Source organism: Gilliamella sp. Nev5-1 (assembly GCF_001690895.1).
Taxonomy (GTDB): Bacteria; Pseudomonadota; Gammaproteobacteria; order Enterobacterales; family Orbaceae; genus Gilliamella; species Gilliamella apicola_C.
Window position 1 is genome coordinate 66,750 of record NZ_LZHO01000025.1, and the last position, 21,418, is coordinate 88,167.

A 21,418-nucleotide genomic window follows, 5' to 3' on the forward strand; every position below is an offset into this window, starting at 1 on the left:
TAAATTAACATCCTTTTTTAAAGCAATTCTGAAAATGATCATCAACCAGTCCCATTGATTGCATAAAAGCATAACAAATTGTGGAGCCAACAAAACTAAAGCCTCTTTTTTTTAACTCCCTTGACATGTTGTCAGATACGTCGGTGCTTACAGGTACTTCACTTTTATCTTTAAAGTGGTTAATAATGGGCTTGCCGTTTACAAAAGACCAGATAAATTGCGAAAAATCTTCCCCTTTTTTTTGCATATTTAAATAAGCATGGGCATTTTTGACAATGCTATTTAACTTTAAACGATTACGGATCAGTCCTTTATTTTTAAGTAATTGCTCAATATCTTCAGTTGACAATCTTATGATTTTTTTGGGGTCAAAATTGAAAAAGCAACGGCGATATTCATCACGCTTTTTCAAAACAGTAATCCATGATAACCCTGCTTGTTGCCCTTCAAGGCAAATCATTTCAAATAATTTAAGGCTATTATGTTGAACAATCCCCCATTCGTTATCGTGGTAATGAATATATATGGGATCATTCAAAACCCAATCACAACGTACTTTTTCGTTATTTTGCATCAAATTTTACCTAGCTTATCTATTATTAATTGTGCTTTATGTCGCTTTGTATTTTTTAAGCATAAATTGGTTGGATTATAAATCAAATAAGTTGATTTGTTATATACATTAAATTTTTTTATGATGAAAAAAAGGCCTTTTTTTTATGGCAGAATGAAGCTCTCATTTTTATCTTAAATCAATAAAAGACAGATTTTTTTATTTTCTAACTTAACTTAATTTAATAATAAGGTTTTCCATGAGTCAGTCTGAGATCAACACTGAATGGCAGCCTAGCGCTCGACCATTAACTTGTCAGGATTTTAAAACGTTAGTTTTATCCTCTTTAGGTGGTACATTAGAATTTTATGATTTTGTTATCTATGCACTTTACATTGATACCATCGTCAAGCCACTCTTTTTACCGCATACACTTTCACCATTAACGTTAGATTTGTTTGCTTGGGGTATTTTTGCTGCCGGTTATTTAGTTCGCCCTGTTGGTGGCATTATTATGGCTCACTTTGGTGATAAAGTTGGGCGTAAAAAAATGTTTACCTTAAGTGTTGCTATGATGGCTCTACCAACATTTATCATTGGTATATTGCCAACTTACGATATGATTGGCATTTTTGCACCGCTGTTATTGTTAGTAATGCGAATGCTACAAGGTGCTGCTATAGGTGGCGAAATGCCAGGTGCGTGGGTGTTTATTGCTGAACATGTGCCAAAGCAACGTTATGGGCTTGGTGTAGGGACATTAACTTCTGGCATCACTGGTGGTATTTTACTTGGGTTTATTGTAACTATTATTATTGATCTTTGTTTTACTAAACAAAATATTTTAGATTATGCTTGGCGTATTCCGTTTATTATTGGTGGTATTTTTGGCATTATTTCAGTTTATTTAAGACGTTTTCTCTCTGAAACACCTATTTTTAAAGAGTTAGCCGCCCGTAAAGCTATCGAAAAAAATATTCCTGTAGTTACAGTGCTACAGAAACACAAAACAGCATGTGTGATTGTTGCATTACTAACTTGGTCGTTATCAACAGCAATTATGGTGGGGATTTTAATTACTCCTGGACGTATTGTCGGTGGAATGTATCACTTTACTAACCTTGATTGGCGTGTTGGCGGTTGTATTGCAGCATTAACATTAACAATCGGCTGTGTTATTTCCGGTTGGCTAGAAGACAAGTTAGGAACCACTAAAACCGTTGTCATTACTTGGGGTGGGTTGGCTATTACTAGTATCTACTTTTATAGCTCCTTAAGTCCAGAAATATCGTTAACTCAACTTTATTGGACATGGGCTGCATTTGGTCTTTTCATTGGGGCTATCGCTATGACACCAATTATTGGAACGAGAACTTTTCCTCCAGCTATTCGCTATTCTGGCTTATCGTTTTCTTACAATTTAGCCTATGCACTATTTAGTGCATTTACACCGACTTTAACAATTTATCTATTAAGCCCTGAACATTTATTAGGTCAGTATAGTTATCTTGGTGCAGGCCTTTATATCTCTTTTGTGGCATTAATTGCGATTGCTGTCGGTTTCTACCCACTTGCAAAACAAGGATGGAATAGTAACTCGGGTCATTAATCAGTAACTACAACCAATAAAAAGCAGGGCTTTTACCCTGCTTTTTATTTTAATGTGTACTACACAATAACTGATACTATTAACGCATTGTGACAAACTCTTCAGCTGCGGTTGGGTGAATTGCCACGGTATTATCAAAGTCTTTTTTAGTAGCGCCCATTTTTAATGCCACTGCAAAACCTTGTAGTATTTCGTCCATACCATAACCAATGCCATGAATACCGACGATTTTTTCATCTTTACCTACACAAACTAGCTTCATGCGACATGGTTGGCGATGTTGAGTAACTGCGGTATACATTGCTGTAAATGTTGATTGATAAACTTTTACATTTTCAGATCCATATTGCTTTATTGCGTCTGGTTCTGTTAAGCCTACGGTACCAATTGCCGGATGAGTAAATACTACAGTTGGAATATTACTGTAATCTAAATGTTCATCAGGTTTATTGTTAAATAGCCTTTCTGATAAACGACGTCCAGCAGCAACCGCAACAGGGGTTAATGCTGTTGCGCCTGTATCATCACCGACTGAATAAACTCCTGATATATTAGTATTTTGATATTTATCAACTATCACAAAACCTTTACTATCAACAGCAATGCCTGCTGCTTGTAAATTCATATCATGGGTCGCAGGTTCACGGCCAATTGCCCAAATTAAGCTATCGACAATATAGCTTTCGCCATTTTCAAGAGTTAATGTTAATGAGTTATCGCTATTTTTAGTAACTGATTTCGGAATGGCAAAAGTATGTAATTGTTGCCCTTCTGTTGCAATCACTTCCATCAAGGTATCAATAATAAGCGGATCAAAAGCTCGTAGTGGCGTAGCGTTACGAATAAATTGGTGTGTTTGTGCACCCAGCGAGTGTAATACGCTTGCAATTTCACAAGCAATATATCCAGCTCCAACAACGGCTACACGTTTGGGTAAGGTTTTTAGAGAAAAAAAGCCATCCGATGTTATACCATATTGAGCACCAGGAATATTCGGGATACTTGGTTTACCACCAACAGCAATCAAAATATGTTCAGCACTATAATGTTCACCATTGACTTCAACTGTATGAGCATCAACGAATTTAGCATAACCATGAATAACATCAACGTTATTGTTATTAAGGACACGATCATAAGATTGATGGATTCTATCAATATAAGCATTTCGGCTGGCAATTAATTTGTCCCAACTGAATTGATTAATGGTGGTATTAAAACCATAATCAGGGCCATAATGATTAATGGCTTCAGCAATTTGTGCACCATACCACATGACTTTTTTGGGCACACAACCAACATTAACACAGGTTCCACCCAATAATTTTGCTTCAATTAGTGCACACTTTTTTCCATAGGATGCCGCTCGGTTAACTGATGCAATTCCTCCACTACCACCACCGATAGCTATATAATCATAATGTTTGGTCATTAAATATCCTTAATACAATTTTCATTAGTTAGCTATTAGCTTTACATAAAACGAAAGATAAAAAAAGTATTCATTCTAAAATTTAATAATAGTTATTAACGATTGATCATGCTAATAATTGTTGATATTTTATTAGTCAGTTACTGAAAATAGTGCTTAGCGTTAACACTATTTTCCAAGAAATGCGTAAAATAGAATAATAAGCAAGTATATTGATATCGGATCATAAATCTTATCAGTGGCACGCTGAAGCAACCGATAAGATTTGTTAATTTAGCGATTTTTTATTGCATTAATAATATTGGTGGTTGAACAGCCATCTTCAAAATTGAGGACTTTAACTGTGCCGCCTGCTTCAATGACTTCTTTACCACCGGCGATATTTTCGGGTTTATAATCACCGCCTTTGACTAAGACATCAGGCAAGATACTTGCAATTAAACGTTGTGGTGTTTCTTCTTCAAATGGTACAACCCAGTCAACTGAATTAAGTGCACCAAGTACAATCATACGTTGCATTAGCGGATTAATGGGTCTGGATTCCCCTTTTAATTGTTTAACCGAAGCATCACTATTCACTGCTACAATTAAACGGTCGCCTAGTTTACGCGCATTAGCAAGGTAAGAAACATGTCCTGCGTGTAAAATATCAAAACAACCATTGGTCATAACAATTTTTTCGCCACGCATACGCGCTTTTTTGATTTCTTCTTTAAGTTCTTCTTCTGTCATTACTCCAAAACCGTCATTGGCACGGGCTCGAATGGCATTACTCAATTCAACTTGTGAAACAGTTGAAGTACCTAGTTTACCAACAACCACACCCGCTGCGACATTTGCTAAGAAACAACTTTCTTCTAAAGATTGACCAGCAGCTAATGCTGCAGCTAATGTAGCGATTACTGTATCGCCAGCTCCTGTTACGTCAAAGACTTCTTTTGCTTGAGTTGGTAAGTGGTAAATTGGTTTATCTAACTGTAATAATGTCATGCCTTTTTCGCTACGTGTTACTAGTAAGGCTTTTAGATCATATTGTTTGATGAGTTGATAACCTTTTTCAACAATCTCTTCTTCAGTTTTGCAATGTCCGACTACTGCTTCAAATTCTGACATGTTTGGAGTTAACAATGTCGCCCCGCGGTAACGCTCAAAATCGGTTCCTTTTGGATCGACTAAGATAGGCACATTGGCATGATTAGCAAGCTTAATCATTGATTGAACAGCAGATAACGCACCTTTGGCATAATCCGACAGTACCAAAACTTTATGGGTCGTTAATGCTGATTGAATACGCTCTAGAAGAGGCGTTGCATCAATATTGTTAAATCCTTCTTCAAAATCAAGGCGAATCAATTGTTGATTACGTGATAGAACGCGTAACTTTGTTATGGTTGGGTGTGTTGATACAGAAACAAAATCACATTGAACTTTATGTTTACTTAATTGTTCATTAAGAATTTTTGCTGGTTCATCTATGCCTGTTAGACCGATTAGGCGTACATTACCGCAAAGTGAAGTAATATTCATAGCAACATTGGCAGCACCACCAGGTCGTTCTTCTAACGAGTCAATTTTAACTATAGGTACTGGCGCTTCGGGCGATATACGATTCGTTCCCCCATACCAATAGCGATCCAACATAATATCGCCCACAACTAACACATTGGCGCAATTAAAATCAGGTAATGATGCTTTCATTATGACTCGTTATCCTTAGTTATTTTCAGTTTACTCATTCTATATTTGTTTACGTCTCATCAAAATCATGGTTGTTGTCATCTTCCATTTCGTCATTTTTGCGCGGTTGATAAAAACGGGCAAAAAAAGTGCCAATTTCAAATAGTAAACAAATAGGTACAGCTAATAGTATTTGTGAAAATACGTCTGGAGGGGTAACAAACATAGCAACAGCAAATACCCCAACAATAATATATGGTCGCTTGTTTCGTAAACTTTTTGGTGTAGTTATTCCTGTCCAACAAAGCAAAATAATAGCAACTGGCACTTCGAAAGCAAATCCAAAGACAATAAAGAGTGTCATTACAAAATCAAGATACTTGGTAATATCAGTATTAATCGCCACATCGATCGGTGCGGTATGGATAAAGAAGTAAAACGCTAATGGAAACACAGCGAAGTAAGCAAATGCTATACCAAGATAAAAAAGAATCGTGCTTGATACAATTAACGGCATAACCAGACGTTTCTCATGTTGATATAACGCTGGGGCAATAAATCCCCAAATTTGATATAGCACATAAGGAATTGAAATAAAGATCGCCACTACAACTGTTAACTTAATTGGTGTAAAAAATGGCGCTGCAATATCCGTTGCTATCATATTACTGCCTTGTGGCAATTGACTCATAAGCGGATTTGCCACAATATGATAAATATCATTGGAAAAATAAAGCAAGCAAATTAATACCAGCAAAATACAGATAATACACCGCAAAAGCCGTGTTCTAAGTTCAACAAGATGTCCAATTAATGGTTGAGTAACGTTGTCTGTCATGGTGTATTTTTATCTGTACGAGTTTCAGTATCAATTTTCGTGGCTGAATCGATTTCTTTTTGTAAGGATTCGGTTACACGTTTTAAATCATCAATAGATTCTTGAATTTCTGGTGTAAGTGTTTTTAAACCACTTTGTTCGGCCTTTTTTAAGCTGGCTTGCAACTCTTGCAGTTTGAGCTCTTTATTTAGTTCTAATTGTACCGTAGCAGACATTCGGCGTAGCACTTTTATCCACCCTGTAACTGTTTTTATCGCAATGGGTAGCCGTTCTGGCCCTAAAACTACCAGACCAATAATTAAAACTAATAATAATTGACCAAAACTAATGTCAAACACGGTTTACTCTTTTTTACTCTGATTATTAGCATCAGATGAATCGATATTTTCAGATTTTTGTGAATTATCAGCATCTTTTTTATCGTCATCATCATTCATTGCTTTCTTAAAGCCTTTAATTGATTCGCCAAGATCGGAGCCCAATGAACGTAATTTTTTTGTTCCAAATAACAATACAACAACCGCAATTAATATTAAAAGTTGAGGTAAGCTTGGCATCATGATAATTATCTCCGATGAGGTAAATAACCAAATTATACACGCAAATTATAATATTCCCAAGACAATCAGCTTAATATGAAACCAATATAATAATAGATAAAGCACACACTAACCCCATCATTTTATATAGATTCCGTTCACGCCTTTTACTAAGCTGTAATTCTTGAGTAATTTGTGTTAGTTGGGCACTCATTTGTTTACTGATTCGTTCGTAGTTATTTAATTTTTCGGGTAACTTTGGCAACATAGTTTGCCACGCGGGTAATGATTGCCAAGTTTGTTGTAGTATTTTTTTAGCGCTATATTTATCTTGATACCATTTTTCTAAAAATGGTTTTGCTGTTTTCCATAAATCTAGTTCAGGATAAAGCTGGCGACCTAGCCCTTCAATATAAAATAACGTTTTTTCAAGCAGGGTTAATTGGGGTTGAATATCCATGTCAAATTGGCGAGCAACTTGAAATAATTGTAGCAAAATTTGTGAAAATGAAATTTGGGCAAGGGGTTTTGCAAATGCAGGTTCACAGACGTTACGCATTGCCATTTCAAGCGCCACAACATCAGTTGTTTCTGGTACCCAGCCTGATGTGATATAAATTTGGGCTATTTTGCGATAATCTCGATTAAAAAAGGCTAAAAAGTTTTCAGCAAGATAACGTTGATCATCCTCAGTCAATATACCAATAATGGCACAATCAATGCCAATATAACGGGGGTTTTGTGGTTCGGTAATATCGACAAAAATATTACCGGGATGCATATCTGCATGGAAAAAGTTATCACGAAATAACTGGGTAAAAAATGCCTGAACACCTCGTTCAGCTAGTAATTTCATATTGACGTTATTTTGCTTAAGCTGCTCAATATTTGAGATAGGCATACCTTTAATTCGTTCTTCAACTAACACATTTTTTCGACAAAGGTTATGATATACATAAGGAATATATAAGATATCACTATTAATAAAATTATCGCGCAATCTAATCGTGTTGTAAGCTTCTTTTTGTAAATCTAACTCTTTTAATAGCGTGATTTCATAATCACGCACTATTTCAACAGCTCGCAATTTTTCGCCTGATTTTATGCGCTTGGTAAATTGTTTAGCTACCCAATACATTAAACGTATATCAGCTTGAATAATAGGTAAAATATTAGGGCGTAATACTTTAATAATAACTTCAGCTTGGCTATGCTTTAATATTGCTGTATGGACTTGGGCAATCGATGCTGATGCTAATGGTTTTTCATCAAAATGGGAAAAATAATAATCTATTGTTTGACCTAATGCCGATTCAATAAGCTGTTTAGCAATTTGTCCATCAAAAGGAGCAACTTGATCTTGCAATTTGGTCAGCGAATCTGCAATGTGTTTAGGTAAAATATCGCGTCGAGTTGAAACCATCTGCCCAAACTTTATCCATACGGGACCGAGCTCCTGTAGCGCTTGACGTAATCGCTCACCAATTTCTTGATGTTTAGCTTTGGGTCTAATCCAAAATAAACACTTTAAAACCAACCGTGGCCACCTTACTAAATGGTGTTTTGGTAATAATTCATCTAATCGATAAGCACGAAATATCGCAAGTATTTTATAAAGTCGAAAAAAGGTCATTATTTTTTATCGCATCAAAATTTAAAGCCAATATGTAAAGCTACAATGCCACCTGTCATGTTGTGGTATTTCACATCAACAAATCCGGCATCTTCCATCATTTTTTTCAGTGTATTTTGATCAGGATGCATTCGAATTGATTCGGCTAAATAGCGATAACTTTCAGAATCATTTGCCACAATTTTGCCCATTAACGGTAACATAGTAAATGAATATAAGTCGTAAGCTTTATTTAGGATCTGATATTGCGGTTTAGAAAACTCCAGGATTAATAAGCGCCCACCAGGTTTTAATACTCGCCATATAGAGTGTAAAGCCTTTTCTTTATCAGTGACATTGCGCAAGCCAAATGATATGGTTATACAATCAAAATAGTTATCAGCAAAGGGTAACTCCTCTGCATTAGCTTGTACATATTCGATATTTTTAAATAAGCCTTTGTCTCGTAGTTTATCTCGCCCAACTTTTAACATTGATTCGTTTATATCAGCTAAGACAACTAATCCGTCATCACCAACAAGTTGCGAGAATTTTGCCGTTAAATCACCTGTGCCACCTGCTAGATCTAAAACCTTTTGGCCTTTACGCACACTGCTATACTCAATGGTGATTTTTTTCCAAATTCGGTGAATGCCAAATGACATAAGATCATTCATAACATCATATTTATCGGCAACAGAGTGAAATACTTCAGCAACACGTTTTACTTTTTCTTGTTTTGGGACTTGAGTGTAACCAAAATCAATTTTTTCTTGATTTGTATTGTCTTGTTTGTCAGAAGATTGAGACATAAAATTTACCTATCACAAATAATTGGCTTATTTTAGCATAAGCCATAATAAATGTGATGAACTAAATCAATAATGCTTCAATCTTCTTTGAAACAGTTTCAAAATATTCAAGCTGCGAGGATTGAGGATTTAAATCTTTTTCATGAATGACTAAATCAAAATGGCAACTTTCTTTTAAGGCTCTTAAAACGTCATTATTTTTTTTGAAAATTTGACTGTAATATTGTGCAAGTGTTTCAAAATCGATTGAAGTAAAAACAAGTTTATTTGATGTTTCAACGGCTTTTGCAATTCGTTCAACATGTAACATTGCAATTTTCATATAATCGGATTCGCTCAAATAACGTTTATTATGTTGGATTGAAATTTCTCGTTCAATATAATTAATATAGCCATTGGGCACGTATTGAGTATTATAAATATTAGCAAATTGGAGTGGTAAGTCACAAAAACGGCCTTGGCCAATAATAGCTACTTTTTTTACAAAAAAAGGTTTTGCTGCTTGTGCAATAAAATTCCAGTTTTTATATGGATTTTGGCGGATTTGTGTTGCACTAATGTTAACAAATTCTCGATTAGCATCAACAATAACGACTGGGCAATCAAAATAGATCTTATGGTTATTAACATCTTGTGGCTCGCTAGTAAATACCACATTGGGCTTAATTTTATGCTCAGCAAGAATTTGCTTTACCCGATCACTCCAATCTTGCCAACCATTAGGGTAAAACTCAATACCAGCTTCATCAAGTACATGGATATGAATATTATGGCGATCTTTAAATGTCTCTTTTAACCATGAAAAGCGGTCACTTATTTGTGGTTGTTTTGGTAAACGGCTTTGATTAAATAGTTGCTTATCACGCGATGCTTCACATCCCAAAAAGATATGTAATACATCAACTTGGTTCATCGCTTTTTCAATTAGATAAATATGACCACAATGTAAAGGATAAAACTTCCCAAAAATTAAACCAACTTTATGCTTAAAAGTCATGACGCATACCAAAATATATAAAAACTAGTACAATTTACAGAAAAAAAAAGCAATTTCTAACCAAATGATGCTATTTGATATATTTTATCAATGAGTAAAATAGTTTTTTACCAATAACTCATTGATAGTAAAAATATTAATTTACTTATGTAAGTTCGATAATAAAACGCCCGTTGCAACCGAAATATTTAATGCGGGCATGTTATCGTTGCCTTTTAAATGTACAACAATATTAGCGCTGTTAATTAGTTTCATATTAATTTGTTGAAATATGACTACCGCAACTTTTTTATTAAAATGGATTTGGTGCAATTCACTGGATGTAATTGACTTTACTTGACAAGGTAATAGGGCAATAACTTGATAGCCATGTTGCTTAAGCATATCTATTGAGGCCACAAAATCATCACTTTCAATTGACTCAACAGCTTCAACGCCACCTTCAGCCACACGCATAGCAGCACCGCTATCAAGTAAATTTGTTTGGCGTAACATGACACCATTAACGCCATAAAAAGCGGCACTACGAATTAACCCACCAAGATTATGGGGATTATTGACATCATCAATCGCTAAAACACAATCATGATCTTTATCGCTATTGTTTTCTAGATAATCCAATAACGTAAGTGATATACGTTTTTTAACAATTAAACATACGCCACCATGATGTTGCGTTTGAGTTATTTTACCAATCTGTTCGCTAGAGACTACATCATAACCTAAACGTTGTTTAACGAGCCACTCAATTAACTCTTTAAATTGATAAGTCATTTCTTGAGTAATAAATAATTTAACAATTGCTGTGCGACGATGTTTGAATACTGCCTTACAACTATTTTCGCTATAAACTAATGTTTCTTCTTTACGTTGGCGATATCCATCATAACCAAAAGTTGGAGTTTGTTCATTTGTACGAAGCTTTTTTTGCCATGGTGATTCATTCTCAATAGGCAATTTAGATTGATTAAGATCAACAATAAAACTCTTTTTTGCAAATGCAGATTTATCATTTCTAGGTTTGAATGTTTCAATACGATCATGACGATCCCGTTTAAGTTTTACTTGAAATGAGTCTTTACTTTTCCAGTCAGTCTTTTTTTTAGTCGCTGAGCGAAAAGGCTTTTTAGATTCGCTATTTTTGGCATAAAAAATAGTAGGTTTGCTTTTTTCGGTATTATTGTTCATATCAATCTCATAATTAATTGCTTATCGAGTACGAATGGTTGGGGCTATTTTATCTAATACACCATTAACAAATTTATGGCTATCTGCAGCACCAAATGTTTTAGTTAAATCGATAGCTTCATTAATCACAACTTTATAAGGTACATCTTGACGTTTTATTAATTCATACAGTGCGATTCTAAGTATGGCTAATTCAACTTGTCCTAACTCATTAATAGAGCGTTCAGTGAGATAAGGCGTCATTTTGTCATCTAATTCACTGGTGTTTTTGGCTACACCATTTAATAGCTCACGAAAATACTTAGCATCAACGCCTTTCATATCTTGTTCTGCAATAAAACTTGTCTCAACATCAGCAAGATCGTTTCTAGAAACTTGCCAAGAGTAAATGGCTTGCACTGCGCATTCTCTTGCTCGACGACGAGGATTAACTAATGCCACTAAATTACTCCTTAATTGCTTTAATAATATTTAGCATTTCCAGTGCAGTTAATGCCGCTTCAGCACCTTTGTTGCCAGCTTTTGTGCCTGCACGTTCAATAGCTTGTTCTATACTTTCGGTAGTTAAAATACCGAATCCAACTGGAATAGTGTTATCTAAACTTGCACTTAATAATCCAGAACTTGATTCACCAGCAACAAAATCAAAATGTGCCGTACTGCCACGAATAACCGTACCTAGCGCTACAATTGCATCATATTTTTTTGACTGTGCAGCAACTTTAGTAGCAAGTGGAATTTCATAAGCACCTGGAACCCAAATAACAGTAATATTTTTATCATCAACTTGTCCAATGCGTGTTAACGCATCAATTGCACCATTGACAAGGCTATCATTAATAAAATGATTAAATCGTGCTACTACAATTGCAACCTTAGCTTTTGGTGCAGCAACTTTACCTTCAATTGTTTGCATATTCATTCCTTATTGATTCTACTTTAAATGCCTTTTCACTCTTTTCTTAAGCGAAAAAATAATTGTTAAATTGTATCACGAATTAAAGACTTATCCTATTGGCAAATAGCGTTATGACCGAGTTTTATGCAAGATATTATTTAAAATAAATGAAAAAATTCAGCTATTGTAAATGTATTATTTATTAATTTTAAAATTAATCTAAATTTTGTTGTTATTTCACTCTTTAACTGTTAGTCATTATTTTAATTTATTTGGACTTTAACATTTATATTTGAAACATATGTACTTAATGTACATATCTACCTGAAAGTTTTTGCCAAGAAAAGTAATTTTATTTTTATCGCTTGCAAGCTATTTTGAAAAAATTACAATAGTACAATAAATTTATTTAATGATGGGGAAGTATCAGTGTACATTGACAATATTCGTAATGAGTTAAACCAAGCCATTGAGGTCTTAACTAGTTTTGTTTCGGATGATAAAAATCTTGAGCAGATTCAAAAAGCGGCTGTCTTAATTGCTGATTCATTTAAACAAGGCGGTAAAGTTTTATCATGTGGTAATGGCGGTTCTCATTGTGATGCGATGCATTTTGCTGAAGAGTTAACAGGTCGTTTTCGCGATAATCGCCCAGCTTACCCTGCAATTGCTATATCTGATGTAAGTCACATTTCGTGTGTGGGTAATGATTTTGGGTTTGATTTTATTTTTTCACGTTATATTGAAGGTGTAGGTCAAAAAGGTGATGTACTTTTAGGTATTTCAACCTCAGGGAACTCAACCAATGTGCTTAAAGCCATTGAGGCAGCAAAACAAAAAGGGATGAAAATCATTACATTAACCGGTAAAGATGGTGGGAAGATGAATGGGCTTGCCGATGTTGATATTCGTGTTCCACATTCTGGCTATGCCGATCGTGTACAAGAAATCCACATTAAAGTAATTCATATTCTTATTCTTCTTATTGAAAAGGAGATGTCAAAATAATATGTGTGAATTATTGGGTATGAGCGCCAATGTGCCAACCGATATTTGTTTTAGTTTTAGTAGCCTAATTAAACGAGGTGGGGACAAAGGTCCTCACAAAGATGGTTGGGGGATTACTTTTTATGAAGGAAAAGGTTGCCGAACATTTAAAGATCCTGAGCCTTGTAGCTATTCACCTATTGCTAAAATGGTAAAAGAATATCCCATAAAATCTAAAGCCGTGGTTGCTCATATTCGACAAGCAAATCGAGGCGGTGTCGCACTAGAAAATACTCACCCATTCACCCGCGAACTCTGGGGTAAAAATTGGACTTTTGCCCACAATGGACAATTAACCAATTACCAAAATTTAGATACAGGGCTTTTTCAACCTGTTGGAGAAACCGATAGCGAATATGCTTTTTGCTATTTAATTAATCAATTACAGCAAAAATATTCACAAAAACCTATCGATGATCTTGAGCTATTTAATTTTATTAAGCAATGTGCCGATCAATTAAGCCAACTAGGCATATTCAATATGCTACTTTCTGATGGGCAATATGTATTTGCCTATTGCACAACGAATTTGCATTGGATAACCCGTAAAGCACCATTTGGCAAAGCAAAGTTACTGGACGAAGATGTAGAAATTGATTTTCAAAAACATACAACACCCAATGATATTGTTACTATCATTTCAACCTTACCATTAACTTCAAATGAGATATGGCAAAAACTTAATACTGGCGAAGCGATTTTATTTAAAGATGGCGAAATTAGCCAATCTTCCGCATTTTAATAGGATGCATTGGCGACTCATTTTTTAAAATTGATGATGCAGATAACTTAAAGTTAATAGTCCAATTGTAGTAAGCACTATCCATGGAAGGTGCGGAAATCCTATTTGCATAGCAATATCATATAACCAACCAGCATCGGTATAACCAATAAATCCACTAAGCGCAAGCCCTAAACGAATAAATCCCATATAACTACCTTTTGCTTTGGAATTACTTAATACAGTCGACTAGGTTTCACGAGCAGGTTCAGCAATAGTCGCACCAAAGTAAAATAACGCAATAAGTGATAATAATACGGTTAATTGTGATGTAAAACCAATAATGATAAAAGCAAATGACATCAAAAATAGACCAAATTTAAGACGCTGATCTAATCTGAAATATTTTTCGCTCCATCGAGTAAGTGGATAAAGCAATACGAGAGAAATAGAAGCTTGAATAGCATACATCCATTTTACATAACTCGGGCTACCTGACACATTTGTAATTGTTAAAGGTAACATCAACATTATTTGCACCCATAATACATAATAACCAGTTAACGTAAGAACATAACGGGTGAACTTTTTATCTTTGAAAACCATTTTCATGCCATTAATAATAGGCGCTTTGCCAATAGCAATATGGTAAGCTGGCAGGGAGAAAAAATTAAAAATTCCACATAATAAAAAAATAAAAGCACCACACCAGCATACTAAATGGAAGTCATAATCAATTAAAATTCCACCAATAAGAGCACCTATTACTGCTCCAGCATTATCTTGTATCATTAACAGTGATATGAACTTACCTCGCTCATGTGGATGAGTAAATTTAATAGTCAGTCCCATACGAGGTGGATCAAATAATAGTCCTCCTAACGATGAAAGCAAGCAAGCAAGAAAGTAATAATAACCAAGGCTCACTAGCATTCGCCATAGAAATAAAACCAATACCTTGTTGAACAAATTGCCGAAATCCTAACGCAAAACCAACAAAGAGTGCGCTCCAACCAACTTAACTAACAAAGTGGGTTGAAACAAGCGGAAACACAACATAAAAACCCAAGACAATAAACAGATTATCAAGTAAAAGTATTTGCCGCTCTGTTTTACGAATTTGAGATGGTATTGGTATTTATTTAACTCTTTGAGTTAAATAGCTTTGATAATCGGGAATTTCAATATCAACTTCTTGCGTAAAAATAGAGGATTGAATCAATGCATTGGCTGTGGATTGATTAGTGGCAACTGGAATATTCCAAACAGTAGATAATCGTAACAACGCTTTCACATCTGGATCGTGAGGTACAGCATTAAGTGGATCCCAAAAAAAGATTAGGATATCGATTTTGCCTTCTGCAATTAATGCACCTATCTGCTGATCGCCCCCCATGGGACCACTTAGCATTGGCGTGATATTTAGTCCTGTTTTTTGCTTTATTAATGTTCCAGTGGTACCCGTGCCACATAAATTATGACGAGAAAGCACTTCACGATTTTTTTTACACCAAGCTAATAAAGAATCTTTCAAGTGATCGTGAGCAACTAAAGCAATATTTTTTTTAGCCGATAATTTGCGTGTGGTATAAAGCATCATAGTTATCCTAATTTATTATTATCTTTCTAGATTTTTTAACAGAGTATTAGTTATAGTGCAAGGGATATTTAATCAATAGCAAATTAAAAAAGGCACCGAAGTGCCTTTTAAAAATAAAGATACAATCAATTAGAATTGGTAAATTAAACCAAGTGCCACTGTGTCTTTTGTTGTGCCCTTGATTTGTGATTTAGTAAATGAACCATCTTCATATAAAGCACTTCGTGCACCGATGTCATCTTTATCTAACAAGTTAATTTTATAATCGATAATAGCTTGTAGGTTTTTGTTAAAGTCATAAGTTAAACCAACATCAACATATTTAGCTAAATCATTACCTTTAAGCCCTGCATCACTTGAATAACTAGATGCATCTTTAACTTTATGTTGAATATATGCAACAGATGGCGTTAAACGACCCACTTCAAAGTCAATACCATATTGCGCAACAAATTCATAACCTTTGGTTTTTAAGTCATTCGCACTGTGTGTCGTTAATGCATTATCCCAACCATATTTTTGTTTACCTTGAATATATAATGCGGCTAAATAAAGGTTGTTATTATCATATTTAACACCAGCTGACCATGCTTTAGCATCCTTATGTCCACCAGTTTGAGCATAACCTGCACCAACAGATAAGCCTGTATCAAGCACATTCCAATCAACTACTGAACCCCAAGCTTCAGCGCTATCGCGTTTTTCACCATTACGATCATGTTTGGTGAAATGACGAGTAGAGCTATTATCACCATTATCCGCATATTGAACAGCAAAATTCAGACCGTTTACTAAGCCAAAAAAGTCTGAGTTACGATAAGTCGCAACAGCTTTGGTGCGCGCTGTTAATGCATAAAGATCATTATCCGAAGCATCACCACCAAATTCCGGTAAAACATCCGTATAAGACGTTAATGTTTTTAGCACACCATCATTACGGCCGTAATCGAATGATCCGAAATCACCAAAATTTAAACCAGCAAAAGCATAACGAGTTTCGTTATCAGCATCTTCACCAGTTTTGGCCTCATATTCCCAACGACCATAACCAGTTACACTGTCTGTTACTTGAGTTTGACCTGACATACCTAAACGTGCTGTGGTTTTGTCACCTTCACCCGTTTGATTATTACGATCAGTAATATAGTTTAAAGCATAAACTCTACCATAAAAGTCAACTTTATTACTGTCTTTATTCCACACTTCAATTGAAGCGTTAGCTGTGCCTGCAATTAAGAGCGCAGGAATAGCGATAGCTAATAGATTACGTTTCATTTTTACCCTCTTAGGTATTTTATATTATTAAAGATGCAAATTACTTTGCTTTGGTTTAACAAATAACTGCTAATAATTAGCAATTATATTATTATTGTGATATCGATTCTCTTATAACAGAACAGATTTTATTACCTATTTAACACTGGAAGTTAGATTAAATCTGCGAATTTTCGAATATTTTAATACTTATTATAAATTTTTTTAGGCTTAAAATGTTTTTTTAATAGGAATGAATTTAAAAGGTGAAAAAAAAGGCACCTAAGTGCCTTTTTATAAGATATTAAGAAATTAGAATTGGTAAATTAAACCAACACCTAACACGTCTTTAGTACCTGGTTTAGTAGATTTTTTATAACGCCCATCATTTTCAGTATTCAATTCAGCACCAAGATCTTTACGATCAAGAAGATTGAATTTATATTCAACAATTGCACTGAAGTTTTTGTTTAGATCGTAAGTTGCACCTAAAGATACATATTTAACTACAGGTGAAGTGCGTCCACGAGCATGATAACGAATATTATCTTCGACGAAATTCACTCCATCAGCTTTAAATTTATGTTGAACATAAGCTAAAGATGGAGTGATGCGACCTACTTCTAAATCAATACCATATTGAGCGACTAATTCAAAACCTCTAACTTTACCATCAGCAGTTTTATAATTACCTCTATGCGTCGGTCCATATGAAAAAACATCTTTAAATTTAGATTGGAAATAGTTAGCGCCTAAATATAAATTATAGTTATCATATTTAAGACCACCAGCCCAAGTACTTTGACGATTATCACTGTTTGAAGTTTGTGCATAACCAGCACCAGCAGTTAAACCAGTGTCAAAGATGTTCCATTGAACGTTTGCACCATAAGCTTCACGAGATTCACCTCTGAATGGATCTTCTTTAAAATCATTTGAGTTATCTCCGTTATCAGCATATTGTAATGCAAAGCTGATATCATCAGTTAAACCAAAGAAGTTGTTATTACGGTAAGTTGCAACAGCTTTAGTACGTGAAGATAATACGTGCCAATCGTTGTTTGATGCATCGCCACCGAATTGTGGTAATACATCAGTGTAAGCAGTGATTGCTTTTAACACACCATCGTTACGTCCGTAGTCAAATGAACCCGCATCACCAAAGTTTAAACCAGCAAATGCATAACGCACTTCGTTATCAGAATTTTTACCTGCTTTAGCTTCATATTCCCAACGACCATAGCCAGTTACGCTATCGGTGATTTGAGTTTGACCAGACATACCTAAACGAGCTGAAGTATCATCACCCTCACCTTTTTGAGCACGGTCAGTGATGTTGTTAGCTGCTTTTACTCGGCCGTAAAAGTCAACTTTATTACCATCTTTGTTCCAAACTTCAATAGACGCATTTGCGCTAGCTGCGGCTAAAAGCGCAGGGATAGCGATTGCTAATAGATTACGTTTCATTTTTTACCCTCATGGTTATTTTTTAAAAAGACACTTCCATAAGTTTAGTGTCAATTTTCGTACAATAATTATTCATCCAAAAAATAATATTTCTATCTATTATTTTTCTACTTTTTACAGTAGTGTAAATTATGTATAAATTTTTTTTAAAATCAAGCGAACTTTTCATTAAATGCAGTGTCTAAGTCTAAATTTAAGCCTGTTTGATTGTTTTTTAAGCTAAAATTGATCGATATCTACCAGTTATAACTCCCAATAAATTCTTATTAGGGATTTTTATCAACTTAAAAATTTGCATTACGCGGCGTTCTTGGGAATGGAATAACATCGCGCACATTTTGAACACCAGTTACATAAACAATTAAACGTTCAAAACCAAGTCCAAAACCTGAATGTGGCACAGTACCGTATCGACGTAAATCACGATACCACCAATAATCTTCTTTTTTGAGTCCCAATTCTTCCATACGTTTATCTAACATATCTAAACGTTCTTCACGCTGTGAACCCCCGATAATTTCACCAATACCTGGCGCTAATACATCCATTGCCGCAACGGTTTTACCATCATCGTTCATGCGCATATAGAATGCTTTAATATCTTTCGGATAGTTTTTTACCACCACTGGTGCTTTAAAATGTTGCTCAGCTAAATAACGCTCATGTTCTGAAGCTAAATCAATTCCCCAACTGACTGGATTTTCAAACTTAGCATCACAATTTTGTAATATAGTGATAGCATCAGTATAGTCAACTTGGGCAAAATCAGCATTAATGAAGTTTTCAAGGCGTGTTATTGCTTCTTTATCCACGTGCTGTGCAAAAAATTGCATGTCGTCAGCACGTTTTTCTAATACTGATTTAAACACATATTTCAGCATGTCTTCGGCAAGCTTAGCATTATCATTTAGATCGGCAAATGCCACTTCGGGTTCCATCATCCAAAATTCAGCTAAATGACGAGTTGTGTTTGAGTTTTCAGCCCGAAATGTTGGGCCAAATGTGTAAACTTTAGAAAGAGCACAAGCATAAGTTTCAGCGTTTAATTGTCCAGAAACAGTTAAGAAAGCTTCTTTACCAAAGAAATCTTTATCAAAATCAACCTTACCATTATCCGATTTAGGCAGGTTTAGCATATCGAGTGTTGAAACGCGGAACATTTCGCCCGCCCCTTCAGTATCTGATGCGGTAATAATGGGAGTTGATAGCCAATAAAAGCCACGATCATTAAAAAACTGATGAATTGCTTGCGCAAGTGTATGGCGTACACGCGTTATCGCACCAACAATATTAGTTCTTGCACGCAAGTGTGCCACTTCACGCAGATATTCAATTGAATGGCGCTTTGCTGCCATTGGGTAAGTCTCGGGATCGTCAACAAAGCCATACACTTCAACTTGCGTTGCTTGTAATTCATATTTTTGACCTTGACCTGGTGACTCCACCACTTTACCGGTGACTTTAACCGAACAACCAGCCGTTAAACGTAAGATCTCTTGTTCATAATTAGGTAAATTATTTTCAATAACAGCTTGAATAGGGTCAAAGCAGGAACCATCGTAAACAGCTAAAAATGAAATACCTGCTTTAGAATCACGGCGAGTTCTTACCCAGCCTTGAACTGAAATAGTGCTACCAACAGCAATTTTGCCTTGTAACACATCAACAATAGGTGAAACTGAATTCATTTTAATTTTCCATCTCTACATTATTTAATGTTATATCTAAACTAAATACTGGCATTTCCAGCCTTTTTAATGCCACTTACTACACACAAAATATCAAAAGTTTTTGTTAGAGCGCGCTTTTATAAATTATTTCTGGTTGTTTATTTTTATGTTAAGTAAGATTATTGATTAATACTTAACACTGAACGTCCGTTTTAATTCATTAACGAAAGCTAAATCTTGAGAGATAGTCTTTCCAGGGCTATCGGATAATTTAGCGACTGACTGATTATTACATTCTGTCAATTTAATTACAATATTCAAAGCCTTAATGTTAAAATCTGGCGATGGAATATCGCAAGCTAAAAAACCACCTATACCAAAAGACAATTTTACACGATGATTAAAGTGTTGATAAATGCTAATCGCTTTGTCAAAATTTAAGCTGTCTGAAAATACTAGCAATTTTGTTTTAGGATCAATGCCTAATTGTTGGTAGTGCGCAATCGCTTTTTCCCCCCATTTTATTGGATCACCTGAGTCATGCCGTAATCCTTGATAACAAGAGGCAAAATGGGAATCGAAGTCCTGTAAAAACGCATCCATGGTAATACAATCAGTTAAAGCAACACCTAAATCGTTGGTATACTCGTCTAGCCAAACTTGCAGTGCATTTTTTTGGCAATCTTCTAGATTTGAGCTTAGGCGCTGATGAGCTTGAAACCACTCGTGTGCTTGCGTTCCAACAGGAGTAAGGCCTAAACGATAAGCAAGTAAATAATTACTAGTACTATGAAAATTATTAAAATTATTTTTTAAATAACTAACAACTGCCTCTTGCACTGCAAATGAATAACGCCTACGTGTACCAAAATCCATTAAATTAAAGCCCGACATATCCATATTAGCTGTTTTTTCATTAAACAACACCAATTTATCTTTTAGCCGAGCTAGTGCTTCAGGGACACCAATATTAGGCGAACGATCTTTATGAACAATTTCACTGATAACGGCAAGTAATGGCACTTCCCATAAAATAACATCTAGCCATTTACCTTCAATTGTAATAGAAAGCACGCCATCTTTATTTTTAATAGTGAGCAAATCACTATTAAAACGCCATTTTTTAAGCCATCTTAAATAGTCAGATTTAAAAAAGGAAATATTTGATAAATAGTTAAATTCATCATCAGACAGCGCTAATGATTCCATTAATTTCACTTGATGTTTTATTTCATCAACATATTGCCCCAATAAATCATCACTACGACAACGAAACTGCGCAACGACAGTTACCTCTGGGTAGTAATGAAATACAGCCTGCTGCATATGCAACTTATAAGCATCAGTATCTAATATTGATGTAATTATTGCTGGTAACATGTAAATTTAGTGCTATTGCTTTAAATAAAAATTTCAAAGATTATAGCAGAATAATAATGAAGATATAGATTAATTATGTAATAAGATTGTTTTTAATCAGCTATAATATCAACCAGTATAAAAT

At 34.9% G+C, this 21,418-nt stretch carries 18 protein-coding genes and 3 pseudogenes; 3 read left to right on the top strand and 18 right to left on the bottom strand.

The window, feature by feature from the left end:
* Positions 1-4: 4 nt before the first annotated feature.
* Positions 5-574 (bottom strand): DNA-3-methyladenine glycosylase I, encoded by a 570-nt coding sequence (locus tag A9G41_RS03840; RefSeq protein WP_075539344.1) that lies wholly within the window; start codon positions 572-574, stop codon positions 5-7.
* A gap of 238 nt (positions 575-812) precedes the next feature.
* Here A9G41_RS03840 and A9G41_RS03845 point away from each other — a divergent pair, with 238 nt between their 5' ends.
* Complete coding sequence (locus A9G41_RS03845) at positions 813-2,162, top strand: MFS transporter (protein ID WP_065582431.1); 1,350 nt, start codon at positions 813-815, stop codon at positions 2,160-2,162.
* A gap of 79 nt (positions 2,163-2,241) precedes the next feature.
* Here the strand turns inward: A9G41_RS03845 and gorA are convergent, their stop codons facing one another.
* The 11 genes and pseudogenes from gorA to ribH all read right to left on the bottom strand — a co-directional run bounded on the left by gorA (position 2,242) and on the right by ribH (position 12,173).
* On the bottom strand, positions 2,242-3,594 hold the full coding sequence (gorA, locus tag A9G41_RS03850) for a glutathione-disulfide reductase (protein WP_065582430.1): 1,353 nt from the start codon (positions 3,592-3,594) through the stop codon (positions 2,242-2,244).
* 273 nt (positions 3,595-3,867) lie between these two features.
* Positions 3,868-5,292: a bifunctional D-glycero-beta-D-manno-heptose-7-phosphate kinase/D-glycero-beta-D-manno-heptose 1-phosphate adenylyltransferase HldE gene (gene hldE / locus A9G41_RS03855; protein WP_065582429.1), complete on the bottom strand. Its 1,425-nt coding sequence runs from the start codon at positions 5,290-5,292 to the stop codon at positions 3,868-3,870.
* A gap of 49 nt (positions 5,293-5,341) precedes the next feature.
* A complete protein-coding gene (gene tatC, locus A9G41_RS03860; RefSeq protein ID WP_065582428.1) occupies positions 5,342-6,109 on the bottom strand; it encodes a twin-arginine translocase subunit TatC in 768 nt (255 codons plus the stop codon).
* 56 nt (positions 6,110-6,165) lie between these two features.
* A pseudogene (gene tatB, locus A9G41_RS03865) lies at positions 6,166-6,447 on the bottom strand (Sec-independent protein translocase protein TatB); the annotation flags it as partial.
* Between the two features lie 3 nt (positions 6,448-6,450).
* A complete protein-coding gene (tatA, locus tag A9G41_RS03870; protein ID WP_065579593.1) occupies positions 6,451-6,669 on the bottom strand; it encodes a twin-arginine translocase TatA/TatE family subunit in 219 nt (72 codons plus the stop codon).
* Between the two features lie 100 nt (positions 6,670-6,769).
* Positions 6,770-8,281 (bottom strand): annotated as a pseudogene (ubiB, locus tag A9G41_RS03875) (ubiquinone biosynthesis regulatory protein kinase UbiB); the annotation flags it as partial.
* Positions 8,282-8,295: 14 nt separating this feature from the next.
* Positions 8,296-9,072 (bottom strand): bifunctional demethylmenaquinone methyltransferase/2-methoxy-6-polyprenyl-1,4-benzoquinol methylase UbiE, encoded by a 777-nt coding sequence (gene ubiE, locus A9G41_RS03880; RefSeq protein ID WP_065582426.1) that lies wholly within the window; start codon positions 9,070-9,072, stop codon positions 8,296-8,298.
* Between the two features lie 61 nt (positions 9,073-9,133).
* Positions 9,134-10,069, bottom strand: a complete 936-nt coding sequence (gene nadR / locus A9G41_RS03885) for a multifunctional transcriptional regulator/nicotinamide-nucleotide adenylyltransferase/ribosylnicotinamide kinase NadR (RefSeq protein WP_075539346.1) — start codon at positions 10,067-10,069, stop codon at positions 9,134-9,136.
* 141 nt (positions 10,070-10,210) lie between these two features.
* Positions 10,211-11,257, bottom strand: a complete 1,047-nt coding sequence (locus A9G41_RS03890; RefSeq protein ID WP_075539347.1) for a TrmH family RNA methyltransferase — start codon at positions 11,255-11,257, stop codon at positions 10,211-10,213.
* A gap of 21 nt (positions 11,258-11,278) precedes the next feature.
* Positions 11,279-11,698: a transcription antitermination factor NusB gene (nusB, locus tag A9G41_RS03895; RefSeq protein WP_065567674.1), complete on the bottom strand. Its 420-nt coding sequence runs from the start codon at positions 11,696-11,698 to the stop codon at positions 11,279-11,281.
* A 4-nt stretch (positions 11,699-11,702) separates the two neighbouring features.
* Entirely contained in the window at positions 11,703-12,173 is a 471-nt protein-coding gene (gene ribH, locus A9G41_RS03900) for a 6,7-dimethyl-8-ribityllumazine synthase (protein ID WP_065579589.1), read from the bottom strand.
* A gap of 411 nt (positions 12,174-12,584) precedes the next feature.
* Between ribH and lpcA the strand changes: the two genes are divergently transcribed.
* Positions 12,585-13,163 (top strand): D-sedoheptulose 7-phosphate isomerase, encoded by a 579-nt coding sequence (lpcA, locus tag A9G41_RS03905; RefSeq protein ID WP_065582423.1) that lies wholly within the window; start codon positions 12,585-12,587, stop codon positions 13,161-13,163.
* 1 nt (position 13,164) lies between these two features.
* Complete coding sequence (locus tag A9G41_RS03910) at positions 13,165-13,944, top strand: class II glutamine amidotransferase (RefSeq protein ID WP_065582422.1); 780 nt, start codon at positions 13,165-13,167, stop codon at positions 13,942-13,944.
* A 24-nt stretch (positions 13,945-13,968) separates the two neighbouring features.
* Here the strand turns inward: A9G41_RS03910 and A9G41_RS14950 are convergent.
* From A9G41_RS14950 to pncB, 6 genes and pseudogenes are all read right to left on the bottom strand, one after another.
* A pseudogene (locus A9G41_RS14950) lies at positions 13,969-15,061 on the bottom strand (MFS transporter).
* Positions 15,062-15,520 carry a methylglyoxal synthase gene (locus tag A9G41_RS03920; protein WP_065582421.1) on the bottom strand — a complete coding sequence of 153 codons (459 nt, stop codon included), beginning with the start codon at positions 15,518-15,520 and terminating at the stop codon, positions 15,062-15,064. It abuts the pseudogene before it with no gap.
* A 132-nt stretch (positions 15,521-15,652) separates the two neighbouring features.
* Complete coding sequence (locus tag A9G41_RS03925) at positions 15,653-16,798, bottom strand: porin (RefSeq protein WP_065582420.1); 1,146 nt, start codon at positions 16,796-16,798, stop codon at positions 15,653-15,655.
* 291 nt (positions 16,799-17,089) lie between these two features.
* A complete protein-coding gene (locus tag A9G41_RS03930) occupies positions 17,090-18,244 on the bottom strand; it encodes a porin (RefSeq protein WP_065582419.1) in 1,155 nt (384 codons plus the stop codon).
* A 284-nt stretch (positions 18,245-18,528) separates the two neighbouring features.
* Entirely contained in the window at positions 18,529-19,932 is a 1,404-nt protein-coding gene (gene asnS, locus A9G41_RS03935) for an asparagine--tRNA ligase (protein WP_065582418.1), read from the bottom strand.
* A 168-nt stretch (positions 19,933-20,100) separates the two neighbouring features.
* Positions 20,101-21,294: a nicotinate phosphoribosyltransferase gene (gene pncB / locus A9G41_RS03940; protein ID WP_065582417.1), complete on the bottom strand. Its 1,194-nt coding sequence runs from the start codon at positions 21,292-21,294 to the stop codon at positions 20,101-20,103.
* Positions 21,295-21,418: the final 124 nt, after the last annotated feature.

Bases quoted from the DNA above. Each gene is read 5' to 3' on its own strand.
- hldE (WP_065582429.1), bottom strand. From the start codon at position 5,292: ATGAAAGCATCATTACCTGATTTTAATTGCGCCAATGTGTTAGTTGTG.
- tatA (WP_065579593.1), bottom strand. From the start codon at position 6,669: ATGATGCCAAGCTTACCTCAACTTTTAATATTAATTGCGGTTGTTGTA.
- A9G41_RS03930 (WP_065582419.1), bottom strand. From the start codon at position 18,244: ATGAAACGTAATCTATTAGCAATCGCTATCCCTGCGCTTTTAGCCGCA.
- ribH (WP_065579589.1), bottom strand. From the start codon at position 12,173: ATGCAAACAATTGAAGGTAAAGTTGCTGCACCAAAAGCTAAGGTTGCA.
- A9G41_RS03840 (WP_075539344.1), bottom strand. From the start codon at position 574: ATGCAAAATAACGAAAAAGTACGTTGTGATTGGGTTTTGAATGATCCC.
- A9G41_RS03890 (WP_075539347.1), bottom strand. From the start codon at position 11,257: ATGAACAATAATACCGAAAAAAGCAAACCTACTATTTTTTATGCCAAA.
- gorA (WP_065582430.1), bottom strand. From the start codon at position 3,594: ATGACCAAACATTATGATTATATAGCTATCGGTGGTGGTAGTGGAGGA.
- asnS (WP_065582418.1), bottom strand. From the start codon at position 19,932: ATGAATTCAGTTTCACCTATTGTTGATGTGTTACAAGGCAAAATTGCT.
- A9G41_RS03910 (WP_065582422.1), top strand. From the start codon at position 13,165: ATGTGTGAATTATTGGGTATGAGCGCCAATGTGCCAACCGATATTTGT.
- A9G41_RS03845 (WP_065582431.1), top strand. From the start codon at position 813: ATGAGTCAGTCTGAGATCAACACTGAATGGCAGCCTAGCGCTCGACCA.
- ubiE (WP_065582426.1), bottom strand. From the start codon at position 9,072: ATGTCTCAATCTTCTGACAAACAAGACAATACAAATCAAGAAAAAATT.
- nadR (WP_075539346.1), bottom strand. From the start codon at position 10,069: ATGACTTTTAAGCATAAAGTTGGTTTAATTTTTGGGAAGTTTTATCCT.
- A9G41_RS03925 (WP_065582420.1), bottom strand. From the start codon at position 16,798: ATGAAACGTAATCTATTAGCTATCGCTATTCCTGCGCTCTTAATTGCA.
- A9G41_RS03920 (WP_065582421.1), bottom strand. From the start codon at position 15,520: ATGCTTTATACCACACGCAAATTATCGGCTAAAAAAAATATTGCTTTA.
- tatC (WP_065582428.1), bottom strand. From the start codon at position 6,109: ATGACAGACAACGTTACTCAACCATTAATTGGACATCTTGTTGAACTT.
- pncB (WP_065582417.1), bottom strand. From the start codon at position 21,294: ATGTTACCAGCAATAATTACATCAATATTAGATACTGATGCTTATAAG.